General features: G+C 36.6%; 16 protein-coding genes and 2 pseudogenes. 13 read left to right on the forward strand and 5 right to left on the reverse strand.

The features are described from left to right. Positions 1-70: 70 nt before the first annotated feature. Positions 71-259 carry a hypothetical protein gene (locus J7I80_RS04405; RefSeq protein ID WP_251027593.1) on the reverse strand — a complete coding sequence of 63 codons (189 nt, stop codon included), beginning with the start codon at positions 257-259 and terminating at the stop codon, positions 71-73. A gap of 153 nt (positions 260-412) precedes the next feature. Here J7I80_RS04405 and J7I80_RS04410 point away from each other — a divergent pair, with 153 nt between their 5' ends. The 6 genes from J7I80_RS04410 to J7I80_RS04435 all read left to right on the forward strand — a co-directional run bounded on the left by J7I80_RS04410 (position 413) and on the right by J7I80_RS04435 (position 4,335). Then, positions 413-763: a nuclear transport factor 2 family protein gene (locus J7I80_RS04410; RefSeq protein ID WP_214736179.1), complete on the forward strand. Its 351-nt coding sequence runs from the start codon at positions 413-415 to the stop codon at positions 761-763. A gap of 94 nt (positions 764-857) precedes the next feature. Beyond that, positions 858-1,001, forward strand: a complete 144-nt coding sequence (locus J7I80_RS04415; protein ID WP_214736180.1) for a hypothetical protein — start codon at positions 858-860, stop codon at positions 999-1,001. 82 nt (positions 1,002-1,083) lie between these two features. Beyond that, entirely contained in the window at positions 1,084-1,506 is a 423-nt protein-coding gene (locus J7I80_RS04420; RefSeq protein WP_214736181.1) for a hypothetical protein, read from the forward strand. 82 nt (positions 1,507-1,588) lie between these two features. Further along, positions 1,589-1,996 (forward strand): hypothetical protein, encoded by a 408-nt coding sequence (locus J7I80_RS04425; protein WP_214736182.1) that lies wholly within the window; start codon positions 1,589-1,591, stop codon positions 1,994-1,996. Positions 1,997-2,122: 126 nt separating this feature from the next. Then, entirely contained in the window at positions 2,123-3,331 is a 1,209-nt protein-coding gene (locus tag J7I80_RS04430; RefSeq protein ID WP_214736183.1) for an MFS transporter, read from the forward strand. Between the two features lie 362 nt (positions 3,332-3,693). Beyond that, positions 3,694-4,335, forward strand: a complete 642-nt coding sequence (locus tag J7I80_RS04435) for a hypothetical protein (RefSeq protein WP_214736184.1) — start codon at positions 3,694-3,696, stop codon at positions 4,333-4,335. Positions 4,336-4,405: 70 nt separating this feature from the next. Here the strand turns inward: J7I80_RS04435 and J7I80_RS04440 are convergent, their stop codons facing one another. From J7I80_RS04440 to J7I80_RS04455, 4 genes are all read right to left on the reverse strand, one after another. Further along, the gene (locus J7I80_RS04440; protein ID WP_214736185.1) at positions 4,406-5,194 is read right to left on the reverse strand and encodes an ABC transporter permease; all 789 of its coding nucleotides are present in this window, start codon (positions 5,192-5,194) and stop codon (positions 4,406-4,408) included. A 2-nt stretch (positions 5,195-5,196) separates the two neighbouring features. Beyond that, positions 5,197-5,979, reverse strand: coding sequence for an ABC transporter permease (locus J7I80_RS04445; RefSeq protein WP_214736186.1), 783 nt, complete (start codon positions 5,977-5,979; stop codon positions 5,197-5,199). Next, positions 5,976-6,956, reverse strand: coding sequence for an ABC transporter ATP-binding protein (locus J7I80_RS04450; RefSeq protein ID WP_214736187.1), 981 nt, complete (start codon positions 6,954-6,956; stop codon positions 5,976-5,978). Before J7I80_RS04450 ends, J7I80_RS04445 begins: the two co-directional genes overlap by 4 nt. Positions 6,957-7,067: 111 nt before the next feature. Beyond that, positions 7,068-8,099 (reverse strand): ArsR/SmtB family transcription factor, encoded by a 1,032-nt coding sequence (locus J7I80_RS04455; RefSeq protein ID WP_214736188.1) that lies wholly within the window; start codon positions 8,097-8,099, stop codon positions 7,068-7,070. Positions 8,100-8,364: 265 nt separating this feature from the next. Here J7I80_RS04455 and J7I80_RS04460 point away from each other — a divergent pair, with 265 nt between their 5' ends. The 7 genes and pseudogenes from J7I80_RS04460 to J7I80_RS04490 all read left to right on the forward strand — a co-directional run bounded on the left by J7I80_RS04460 (position 8,365) and on the right by J7I80_RS04490 (position 12,753). Then, positions 8,365-8,778 (forward strand): nucleoside 2-deoxyribosyltransferase, encoded by a 414-nt coding sequence (locus tag J7I80_RS04460; protein WP_214736189.1) that lies wholly within the window; start codon positions 8,365-8,367, stop codon positions 8,776-8,778. A 51-nt stretch (positions 8,779-8,829) separates the two neighbouring features. Further along, the gene (locus J7I80_RS04465; RefSeq protein ID WP_214736190.1) at positions 8,830-9,024 is read left to right on the forward strand and encodes a hypothetical protein; all 195 of its coding nucleotides are present in this window, start codon (positions 8,830-8,832) and stop codon (positions 9,022-9,024) included. 45 nt (positions 9,025-9,069) lie between these two features. Then, on the forward strand, positions 9,070-9,213 hold the full coding sequence (locus tag J7I80_RS04470; protein ID WP_214736313.1) for a hypothetical protein: 144 nt from the start codon (positions 9,070-9,072) through the stop codon (positions 9,211-9,213). 428 nt (positions 9,214-9,641) lie between these two features. Beyond that, positions 9,642-10,128 (forward strand): annotated as a pseudogene (locus J7I80_RS04475) (GNAT family N-acetyltransferase). A gap of 92 nt (positions 10,129-10,220) precedes the next feature. After that, positions 10,221-10,820, forward strand: a complete 600-nt coding sequence (locus tag J7I80_RS04480) for an alpha/beta hydrolase (protein ID WP_251027594.1) — start codon at positions 10,221-10,223, stop codon at positions 10,818-10,820. A 558-nt stretch (positions 10,821-11,378) separates the two neighbouring features. Next, positions 11,379-11,876, forward strand: coding sequence for a kinase (locus J7I80_RS04485; RefSeq protein ID WP_214736192.1), 498 nt, complete (start codon positions 11,379-11,381; stop codon positions 11,874-11,876). 160 nt (positions 11,877-12,036) lie between these two features. Next, a pseudogene (locus J7I80_RS04490) lies at positions 12,037-12,753 on the forward strand (alpha/beta fold hydrolase). The last annotated feature ends 32 nt before the right edge of the window (positions 12,754-12,785 follow it).

A 12,785-nucleotide genomic window follows, 5' to 3' on the forward strand; every position in this document is an offset into this window, starting at 1 on the left:
AAGAATTAAGGGGTCAGACCGGATTTCTATCAAAGTTGTCCGAAGTAGCCCTTAAATAGCTTCAATATGATTACTTAACTAACTTCTCAGGATTTTTCACCTTAATTGAAACAACTTCTCCGCAATCTAAACAAACTGTATAGAGCCTTTCTGATCCGATAGCCATTTTTTTATCCACTGGGCGGAGATTAATATAATCCATCGCCTGGACGAAAGAGCTTCCGCCGCAGCTACTACATTTCTTATCCTTAATATTCATAACGTTCATCCCCTTTCTATATATTTCCTAATACGATTCAATTGTGTAGAGGTTTCAACTTGTAACGAGAAAAGGAATTGTTTTACATTTAGGAAGGGAATTCGCTGGCTTTGTTGAATTAGTCTTCTATTGATTGTAAAGGAGACGTTATCTATGGATCTAAAAGAACATATAAAACAATTAGAGGAAAAATTATTAACGCCAGAAGTCCGATCATCAAAAACGGAACTGAAAAAGTTATTGGCTGATGAGTTCTTTGAGTTTGGAAGTTCTGGAAGGGTTTTGTATAAGGATGAAGAAATTGAAGGTGGGATTGGGATAATCAAAGTTACATTAAGTGATTTCGATATTCATCTTTTATCGGAAAATATAGCCCTGGCGACATACCGAACTTTTAATGAACAGACGAAACAGCACGCGTTACGGAGTTCTATTTGGAAACAAAACGAGGGTGTATGGAAAATGGTTTTCCATCAAGGAACGAAAACAAATCCAACTTTTTAAAACTTTGAAGAGAAGGATTAACAACATATTGAGCGAAAAAGCAATCTGCGCAATAATGAAATGGTAATATTTTACTAATAAGGAGTAAGTGGGAATGGATGATTTTACAAAAGAACTGAATAGAATGACCAAAAAGTATCCGGCTCTTACTACTATATTCTTAACACTTTGGATTTGGTATGCTTCCTATCATCTGGGAGTTAATATGGGAGAATTCTTCGCCAATATAAGGAATTGAGCATAAAGTTGAGCCGCCGGCATGTGAGATGGGGTATATATATTGGGTCGCAACGGTCATATAAGAGTTGAGGTGAAAGCGAATGAAAAAGCCCATAAGCTTATTGATTTTAGTCTTGTCCATCCTGAGCGCTTGTACCAACAGTGACGAACCATACTGGGGATTAAGTGCAACTTTTACTAAGGATGGCAAGACCTTATTTGGAACAGAGGATCAGTTTGGCATGACCAAATTGAATGGAGAAACCGATGAGCCTGAGTTTCCAGTGGGAAAAGGGAGACATTACAAGCTATATTTTTTGGACAATAGCAAAGATTTAACTGGTAAAAAGTATAAGATGATTGCGACACATAAAGATTCGAGTAAAACTATGGAACTTTACCAGCAAGAAATTATGGGTATGCAAAGTGAAGCAAAGTTTGGGCTTGACCAAAAGGGTCTTTGGAAGATTGATATATTAATTGACGATGAGGAATTTAGCAGTTTCGTAGTAGAAGCAAAATAGTGATCTAGGCAGCAAGAATAAGCGAACGCAAACAAAGATTACAGCAAAAATGGTTATTGATTGTAAAAATTGAGGTGTTCTTTTGGGTGAATTACTATACGGCAATGAGGAAATTTATATCATTGTTTATTGCTTCATTTTATTGTGGATCAATCTCGACTACATAAAAGATTACAGAAAGATTAAAACGGGTCTTGGCGAAATATCTTCTGACGAAGAGCTGGAAGTGAATCCAGAAGGCTTGTCTATGGTACTCATTGATTTGATTTTTAATTTTTTCAGAAGATGGTTATTATATATCCTTGCCGTGTTAATCACTGGAAATATATTAGTGGTAATCGCGTCCGTCATTTTATTTGCAATAAGCTTATATGATGTCTTATTTAATTACAGCCTGGCAAAGTTGAAAATATCAAACCTTAAATTTTACCTGGCAGGCCTGGATACAATTTATGTTTCGGTTTTTGTATTTTATCTGTTTCTCTCATAGAATCTTGTGATAAATCATCCCCCGGATTTATCCGCCAATTGAAAGGAGTATTGATGTAGATGAATTGTCCAATCTAAATTTTCCCGCTGTTAAAATGAACATTATATTTTATACGGGGGATTATAAATGAATTGGAATAAGAACTTTACTTTATTGTTGATCGGTCAATCTCTCGCCAATATGGGCGATGTACTATATATGGTAAGTGTGATTAGTACAATTTTTGTCATAACTGGCTCAGCAACGGCAGCGTCTTTCGTTCCATTTACGATTACTTCATCCATGTTCGTATCCAGCCTTTTGACACCACTTTTGATCGGAAAAGTTAATTTGAAGTGGTTAATGGCTGGAACTCAGATCGGGAAGACTCTTTTGCTAGTTATTCTTGGGTTAGTTCTGATTGGATTAACAGCTGCCGATTTTTACTGGATTTACTTAATTATAGGATTGATTGCCTTCCTGGATGGCTGTGCAAATCCAATCAGCCAGACCTTGATTCCTCACTATGTGAAACCTGAGGACTTAGTGCAGGCGAACGGAATTACAGAAACGGTTACGCAAACACTTCAGGCATTGATGTGGTTTATAGGCAGTTTGTTTTTGCTTGTGTTGAATCCACCGCTGCTAGTCTGGTTAGTTGGAGTCTTATTTGCCATATCAAGCGGCCTCCTTTGCTTATTGGATGCTGTCGTTCATAAGACTACAGAGTCGAAGGGGAAACTTGAGCAAATAAAAGAAGGATGGCTAACCATAGCAGACACGAAAGTTCTGCGAAAAATTGGCTGGATTAATGTATATGAAACATTTGCTGGTACGGTGTGGATTGCGGCTATTTTATTGGTATTTGTCAGTGATGCTCTCCATGCAGCCGAGAAATGGTGGGGTTTTATCAACGGTGCTTTCTTTGCAGGCTTGATCATGGGAAGTATTTATTGTATAAAATACTTCTCATTTATTGAGCGGAAATTAGGAGCTTTTATTTTGGCAGGTTCCTTTGCGGGTTTCCTGGCGACAATCTTGTTCAGTTTAAATAGTGTACCAGCTATTGCCCTGGTTCTATCGTTGATTGTAGGGATATCTGTACAGCTAAAAAGCATTCCTCAACAAACAATCATCCAAACTAGTGTGCCAATAGAACGGTTGGCAACGGTTTATACCTCTTTAGGTGCTATTGGAACAGGCGTGTTCGGAATAGGATCACTAGTTATGGGCTTCCTTGCAGATTTGCTGGGGGTTAGATTCGTATTCGTTATTTCTGGTTTATTGCTTATGGTGGTAAGCGTCATTGTTAATAAAAACAACCAGTTGTTTATCAAAAAAGTAATGGAACAGTAAGTAGAAGAGGAGGATTTTGTTATTATGGCAAAATCCTTCTTTTTTAAAAAAACTCTGTTATTTATCTATTGTTGATTTTCTTGTAGGTATAAGCAATTATAAGCGGAGAATTTCCGGCTATTGTATACAGATGCCCCTTATATAGCAGAAATAAGCGGAGATATTCCGGTTAACTGATAAAAATATGAAAAAATCCAACGATTTTGATTAAATAAGCGGAAAAAATACCCTTATTTTTAAGAAAACAAGGGTTGTTTCCAATTTAAGCGGAAACTTTCGGTTTATTTTTAAAATGCTAAATCAAAAATCCAGACCCTTTAAAAAAACTAGTATATTTGTAAAACAGAATTAGGAGGATTGACATGCAGCATGGTAAAATCGAGATTTATGAAAAAGAATCTCGTGATTTTAAGCCCTTTACCCATTTTCATTCACGAATTCAGGAGATGAAGAACAAGTCCGGTTATGGAAATGAAGTTGCCAGGAAGTGGACGGAGATTGTGAATGGAAATCTGATCAGTGAAACGTACCCGGTCATTCATCCAATTGGAAAGGAGACATTTTCCTTGTATGCAGAGTTCCCGACAGGAGTGTTTGAATATACCTTAGACATTGACGGGGCCACAGCTTTAATAAAAGATAAGAGGAATAAGCCAGTAAACTTTTCACCAAAGAACATTATTGAATCTGTTGACCCAGGTAATATAAATAAAGATCCCAATCGAATAAAACCCAATCATAAAAATCCTGTCATGGTCCTTCAAAGTCGATATCTAACCGATAATAAGCCCTATTGTATTAATGGGAATCACCGGATATTCAAAGCCTATCGAAATAATGATCCGCTGATAGAAGTTTTTATATTTAAAGAGTTAGAGTTTGTTCCGTTCTTTTACGATGTTCTAAGTAAAGCACTTTACTATTTTGAAATGGACTACGTGAATATTATGACGGAGCAGAGTGAAATAGGCACATTTACGTACGATTTTTCTCGAAGGCTGTAGCGATTTCTAATCATTTATGTACGAAGCAAAAGGCATTGCACCTGCAATGCCTTTTGATGTGTTCTTCTAATCAATCAAATTCCATTGTTCCTTTTGACCTGGACTGGTATTCGGCGAATTTTAGCAGTAGGAAGCTGATGGCGAAGAATGCAATGCCTAACAAGATTTCTTCGCCTAAAAGGACTGCCACATTTGAATAATTCCCATCGTTTAAAATGTCCTTTGTAAGTTGGACGCCTCTTGTCAGTGGTATGAACTGCCCGAGGAGCTGCAGCCATTCTGGCATCCGGGAATAAGGATAGTTAGCACCACTCAATAAAAGTAACAGACTTGCCAGCAGGTTTGACCATAGGTGCATAGAAGGGGACCAGAGACAAAAGGTTCCGAGTATTAGGCCAAGCCCAGAAGCTGAGAAGATCGAACAGAGCCAAATAATCAGCAGCACGAGACCTTCTTTTAAAGAAATCGTTAACTGAAAAAGAAGAATTCCAAACCCCAATCCAATCGCAGCGGTCACCAGTCCATTTAAGACGTGCGCGATGGATCGTGATAAAAATAAGTTTACTTTATTGTAGGGTGTGGCCATGACTAGGGGAAGTGTTCCCATCCAGCGGTCGGAGGTGATGACCGACATAATTCCAAACACTGCATTTAATACACAAAGCAGTAGCGCATTGGCTGCTACATAACCTAATAGATTTTCCCCTTTGTACACATAGTTTACTAACATGGAAAAGAAAATTAGCTGGCTGAGAGGACTGAGGACCATCACGAATAGATATACCTTAGGATCCAGCCAGCCAAATAATGCTTTATACGATAGAAAACCGTGACGGATAAATCGTTGAACAGCTTCCATTGTTAATACACCCCCAACTTTCCGTGAAATCTAGCCTTTTTATCCATCAATCGATAGAAATACACTCCAACGAGAATGTACAGCACTGTAAGAGAAACTAGGGCTGAAAAAGAAATTAGCACTGAGTGTGAAGAGAGCGTTTCAATAGTCACATCCCGTAAAAGTTGGATTGCCCAGGTGGGAGGCAATACGTATGAGATTCCTTGAACCCAGGCTGGCAAATACGAAATCGGAAATAAAAAGCCGCAAATTAGGTAAATAGGATACTCAATGAAATTCATTAACGCTTCCGCTTGCCTGGAAAGGGTAAAGGAGAGCGCAAGAAAGAAAGAGAAAACAGCCAGTGACAGCAGGACGAATAGTAGTGCTGTTAAAAAGATCCACGGATGATAAAAGACAAGGTCTAATTGGAAGACAAATTTTAAATAAACAAAAGACAAAATCATTGAAATAAGTCCCCATAATGTATTTGCAATGATTTTTCCAATCAGAGTGACTGCGAACGGAACTGGCGAGATAAAAATGATTTCGAGTGTTCCATAAAATCGTTCTCTGTTCACATCACTTGCAGATGAAAAAACAATCGAAGACCAAAGAGCCATGAATCCTGAGCCCAATACGACATAATGGAACAAAGTTTCGGGTGAGTCTTTTCCGTAAATAAAGATCGCCAATGTTGAATAAAAAAGCGGTGAAATCCAGATGATGAACTTAAACATCGGCCGTGCAATTGATAGCTTCATATGGACCAGGATGGTATGAAGAAGGGACGCAGCTAGACTCATGATGCATTCTCTCCAATCGTTCTAACATATACATCCTCAAGTGTTGGATTCGAAATTGTTAAATTGGTAATCACAGAGTTTTTCATAGAATCATAAATAAATGGCACGACAAGCTGGGGTTCTGTTGTCTGGATCCTTAATGTAAAGGCAAAATCCTGTCGGTCAACTTTTATGTGCTGAATGCTTTTATGATTCTTTATTGAATCAATTTGCGATGATGATGCTCCCAGGACCGAGCAATCGATAATCGACATGTTATCTACCTTTTTCTTCAAATTGTAAGGGCTATCGATGTCGATTATTTCCCCTTTATTAATGAAGGCAATGCGATCACATAATTCGTCTGCTTCATACATGTAATGAGTTGTCAGCAGAATCGTCGTCCCTTGGTTATTTAGTTTCCGCATTGTCTCGCGAAGCTGCCTGGCGCTTACAGGATCAAGGCCGATAGAAGGCTCGTCAAGAAACAGAATCTCCGGATTGTTCACAAGCCCTCTTGCAATTTGTAACCGCTGCTTCATTCCTTTTGAGAAGGTCTCAACCTTTTGATGGGCAACATCATGAAGGCCAACGAGTTTCAGTAAATCTTCAATTCTACTTTTCTTGATAGATTGAGGGATTTTATAAAGGTCTGCAAAATACGAAAGATTGTCGTAAGCCGATAGCCGCCAGTATAAGTTCCGTTCACCACCAAGGATAAAATTGATTTTCGGCCTCAAAAGTCGGTGATCTGCTGCCGGATCAAGACCTAAGATGGACACATTACCTGAATGGGGGATCAGCATCGTAGACAATATTTTAATCATCGTTGTTTTACCGGCGCCATTAGGACCCAACAAGCCAAAGATTTCCCCTTTCTTCACTGAAAAAGAAACTCCTTTTAGTGCTTCTACCTTCTTCTTTTCTTTCTTGAATATACCTACTTCCGTTGTGTAAGCTCGAGTAACATTTTTCACTTCAATTACATTTTGGTTCATGTCTTCGCCTCCAATGTAATATAGTTATCTTATAAGATGATTATATTATGATGTTTGGTAAAGTCAACCATTTTTTACATAAAAAAAGCCTAATCCTCTGTGGGGATTAGACTATAACTTAGGGCTTATAAATTCTTGCAATTGTTTTAAAGTTGCCTCTGCATGTTCCTGGTTATAGGAAAAATACTTAATCGTCCCTACTTTTTCTTCTTTCACAAAACCAGCTTTCTTCAAAAGTTCCAGATGGTGCGAGACGGTGGCCGTTGTAATTCCGAGGTACTCGGAAATTTTGGCACCGTATTCCTTATTCCGTGTGAGCATTCTTAAAATAAGGATTCGATTCCGGTCAGAAAGTGCTTTTAGTTGGACTTCCAGTTCGGCACTTTTTTTTCGATAATCGACAAGTGGTGCATCAACACCATAGATGATGATACATGTCTTAGAATCGAAAATCCTGATTCGATTAGCGGCAAAAAAGTACGAGGGAATAAAGTAATACACTTGATATAAGCTTGTTCGTCTGAACGTTTTTCCCATTATGTATTGAGCTAACGCCAATGGTTCCATGTCGATCGATTTCACTTTATCAATGGATTCCTGGACAAGGTTGGTTATTTTTGTAAGCTCGTCTCTGAAAGCCTCGGATTGCGAAGCAGTTAACAGGAGAGATATAAAGCTCTTTCGGAAATCAGGCAGGTTGTTTAGAATATCTTGCATCGTTGATTTTTTTTCAACGGTTTCCCACCAGATCGTATCTTCGATAGATCTAAGCTTCTCTGGATCCTTGATCAATTCTTTAATTTGTTTTTCCGGAATAGACTCGCCAAAAAAGTGATACAAAAAATCAGGATCACTAAGAGTAGAGATCTTTTCAAGAAACAGTTCTACATCATGAAAATAAGGACAAGGCAGAAGGAAATTAAAAAGGAATGTGAAACTCCAATCGGTTTTTGAATCCCAAAAATCCAGGAATTTTGCGGAGTTTTTATCCAGTTCCTTGACTAGTTGACCATATAAGCGGTCCTTTTCTTTTCTGGAATCAAGTAAAGACGAAGTAAAAGCAATAAATTCCACAACAGTTGAGTGAAAATGCTCTACAACGACTTCATCTGCTTTTGTGCGGCTGTCCCACTCTAATGACATATAAACACCTCATTTCATACATGTTTATTATAAGGCAATCGTCTAATAAAGGAAACAAGGAAAGTTCATAAAGGTTTTTAAGGTTCAATATGTATATTTAAGCAGGGCTTTATTAACAGACTCAGTAATTATTAAGCATTATTAAATCAGGTTATGCAAGAGTGTTTTCCATTTTTCGACAATCTCAGGAAGGATTATCGCACTTTTTTATTGAATACTTATGTAAGTAAGAATGAAAAGTTCAGTTTTTTAAAGGGAGAAAAGTATGGAGAAATTTTATGTTGCATCGAGTTTTCGAAATATTGATGCAGTAAACTTTGTTACGAAACAATTAGTGAATAAAGGCTATATGCATACATATGATTGGACGAAAAATGCCGAAGCAAGGGAAGAGAAGACGTTTACATTCGAATTCTTAAAAGTGATCGGGCAAAACGAGAAAGACGCCGTCATAGAATCAGATTTCCTTGTTGTGTTACTGCCAGGCGGAAAAGGAACTCATATAGAATTAGGGATCGCATTAGGCCTGGGGAAGAGGATATTTCTATACTCCCCAGATAGAGCAATAGATCATCTTGACACGACCAGCACATTTTATCATTTACCAGAGGTAGTAAAATGTTATGGGACACTGGATGAATTGGTAGAGAATATTATCACTCAATTGCCGTCAAACTAAAAGGTATTTTAATTCAAGGTGGTTATAGCTGAAAGAAAGGAGATAACCAAATTGACAAAGAAACTTTCTTTATTTTTGTTAGGGGTATTAATCTTGGCTGCCTTATTTTCAACTTTTTTATTTTTCAGGACTATTTTTTCGAATCTACTACCAGAGTTTATGACAGCTGAAGCAATTCCTTTAGCCATTTTTTCAGGATTAACCTGGATTGCACTTTCTATAACTTTCAGAACTCTAAAGAAGTAATTTGCATATGGTGGTAATATGGAAATTTTTAAGGGGAGATTAATAGTGAGATTTATTGATGACTTAGCAGGCTCTATTTATGATATTTTTAAATTCATTTTAAAGTCGCTTGGCTATTTACTGGCAGGTATGATTATCGTAGCCATTCCAATGTACTTGATTGTTTGGGTATTTGGTTTACTTAAGTAGCTGCTGTTTCGGAAGAGATTACCGAATACTTGTAAAAACAACTGATAACAAAAAGGGGTAGGTTAAGATTAAGAGTTCATTAAGTAAATTACTTTTGTTTGGTGCCTTGTTATCTGCGATTCTCTCTTTTATTCTTGGCACTAAACTGGCTATACTGTCGGCCGGATTTCTTTTAGCCAATGCAGTCTTGCTTCAATCTTCGAAGAAAAGAGAATACGGGAAGGAGTTAAGTGGTTTGGAAAAAGTGAGAACGCACCCATTTATTACTTTTTCGTTAATCCCTAGCTCAATTACAATGACACTATATGCCTTTTAATATTTTACTAATCAAGAAATAGAATAGTTTTTTCCTAATTGGATTGGCTCTTTATGGTTTTATAAGCAATCAAAAGATGGACAATAAGAATTGTGACGATACGGGGGAAGTCATGAATACTTACAAAACTGAAGAGTTACCAAAAGATAAATTAATAGAGTTTTTTAAGTTGCATTGGGGATCTCCAGAAATGGTTATCTCAAGCGGCGTTTATGATTGCAGTTCATTAGATGGTTTTGCCATCGTAAAAGAAGACAACGTCATTGGCCTGATTACCTATGTCATTAAAGATTACGAATGCGAAATTATATCATTAGACAGTATTGAAGAAGGTAAGGGAATAGGTACATCGCTTGTTAAAGAAGTAGAAAACCTAGCTTTCGAGAAAGAATGTAAAAGAATGTAAACTCATAAAGCTCATAACAACAAATGATAATTTATTAGCATTGAAGTTTTATCAAAAACGAGGATTTGTCATTTCCAAAGTGATCAATAATGCAGTCGAGAAAGCGAGAAATATAAAACCAGAGATCCCTTTAATCGGTAATGATGGTATTCCGATAAGGGATGAAATTGAGTTGAAAAAATCATTTGTCTAACGTTGCGTTGACTAAGGGTTAACGCTCTTTTTGTTGAATTACTTTTGGACGAAGGTTGGTTCATAGTCTGAATAATGGAGAGTAGTGAGAAAATGATAAAAAGCATCCCTTTTAGATTGATTGAACAAAAAGAAGAAACAAATAATCTTGTAATTGTCTTACCTGGTGCTGGTTACTCAACACAAGCTCCGTTGTTATACTACTCAACAGGGTTATTTTACAATAAAGGATTCGATGTTTTACACATTAACTATTCATTTAACAGGCAGGAACTGTCTTCTCTAAATGAAAGGGATCTTGCAAGAGACGTTCAACTTGTAATCGACAACGCAACAAAGGACAAAAAATACAGCAACTATTATATAGTGGCTAAATCGATCGGAACAAAAGTTTTAAGGTGTCTGCTCGATCATAAAATGTTTAAAGAGGCCAAGTTAGTATGGTTGACGCCATTGCTGCAAAATGATGACGTTTTTAATGCAATGCTTAACAGTGATCATAAAGGTCTTTGTATTTTTGGAGAAGAAGATAGTCATTGCTTTATTGTGGATCGATCTGAAAAGTTGAAAATTAATCGAAATCTTATCTTAAAAGTGGTTGAGGGTGGAAATCACAGTTTAGAGCTTGATAAAGATCCTATAAAGTCTATTGATATATTAAAAAGTGTCATTTCTGATATTAATGAGTTTTAGACTAATCGGGCCGTTGATCCAGTGAGGATTAACGACCTTTTTATTGAATTTTCCTTAAAAAAAGAAATCTGTTTTTTAAAGAAAAAGAGGTTGTTAAGGAGGAGCTCTAGTGGAACAACTTAAAACGTATTTGTTAGCTATAATTGCTATTGGAGTTTTGTACATTGCTTTTATTTTAACTGTAAAACCCTAGAACTGTTTTAAAAACCGTTGGATTTACTGAGTGAAGAAGAGGGTTATTGACTTCTTTTGCTGTGGGTGGATAATTGAATAAGCATAAATAGGCAAAAGGTGTTGAGCTATATGAATCGATGGAGTTTCGATAATAAATCTAAGAAAAAGGTTAGAGGTCTAAAAAGAAGGAAAAGGGATTTAATGAATACCTTACATGAAATGACAGAACAATTGCCTAACCCCAGTGATTATCAGAAATATTTTCTTTTCTGGATGACCTTATAATACGAACGATGCAGTTATGTTCAATAAGCAAAAATTGATTATTTGATTGAAGTATTAAAAGTAAGATTTTAAAAAAGGGACAATAGATAGGGAGAGTTTATGGAATCTAAGCTAATTATCTTACGAGGCAATTCGGGAAGTGGAAAAACTACGACTGCAAAAAGCCTTCAAAATCATTTAGGTCACGGAGCGCTTTTGGTTTCACAGGATGTCGTTCGTCGTGATATGTTGAAGGTTAACGATAGAGATGGAAATCCTTCAATTGGTTTGATTCGCCAAATTGCAGAATATGGTAAAGGTAAGTGTGGAGTTGTTATTGTGGAAGGAATCTTAAATAAAAGCCGTTATGGTGAAATGCTGAAAGACTTAATTCAGTTCTATAACCAAGAGGCATATACTTATTATTTTGATTTATCCTTTGAGGAAACAGTCATACGTCATAACACTCGTGCTCAAAAGATGGAATTTGGAGAAAGCTCTTTGCGTGCCTGGTGGAATTCAAACGATTACCTTGGAGTGCAGGGAGAAACACTATTTACTAATGATATGTCTCAAGATTATGTATTGAAACAGATTTTAAACCAACTACAAAAATGATTATTCCTTTTGATTTCTTCAACAAACGGGTGCGTTGATACAGGAAGGATTAAGCACCTTTTTTGTTGAATTCCTTATTGAACTATAGGGGCAGGTTGAAGAAGAAGTGAGATGTTATATTTTTACTAAAGAGAGGTTTCCAATCGAGGGGAATGATCCAATGGATAAAGAAATGTTTATACAAATAAGTGATTGTAAACTATATGCTAAATTAGTGGGAAAGAGTAAGGGAAAGCCAACAGTAATAATGGATGCTGGATATGGAGATTTTTCTAAGGCCTGGAATTCAGTATTAAGGGAGATTTCAATGCTCTCTAGTGTACTAATTTATGATAGAGCTTGACTTGGGAAGAGTGAAAAAAGTAGTAAACCCAGAACCAGCCGTGAAATGGTAAAAGAATTAAAGGAACTACTTAGTGAAGCCCAAATCAAACCTCCCTATATATTAGTAGGTCATTCATTTGGTGGAGTTAATATGCGGATGTTTGCTACAGAATATCCAAATGAAGTTAGTGGATTAGTCCTGATTGACTCTACGCCTGAAGACTACAGAGAAAGATTTCTCCCCACGATGTCACAAAATTTTCAGCAAGCATATAACAAGCAATTCGTTTACGAAGGAAATTATGATGAATTTGTGGAAAGCCTTAAGCAATTAAAAGAAACTAGACAAAAATTAAACGTACCATTAATTGTTCTTTCGGCAGGTAAGAAAGCACATTATTCTATGGAATCACAAGGGTTATGGAATGAAATGCAGAGAGAGATTCTTGAAATATCCTCAGATGGAGAGTTGATAATCGCAGAAAATAGTGCTCACTATATACAAAATGATGAACCGGAAGTAGTAGTCTCTGCAATAAAAAAATTAGTTTAGAATAAATAGTTTTGATTGTGATGATTTATGCT

It is taken from the genome of Bacillus sp. ISL-41 (assembly GCF_018613235.1).
Classification (GTDB): Bacteria; Bacillota; Bacilli; order Bacillales; family Cytobacillaceae; genus Mesobacillus.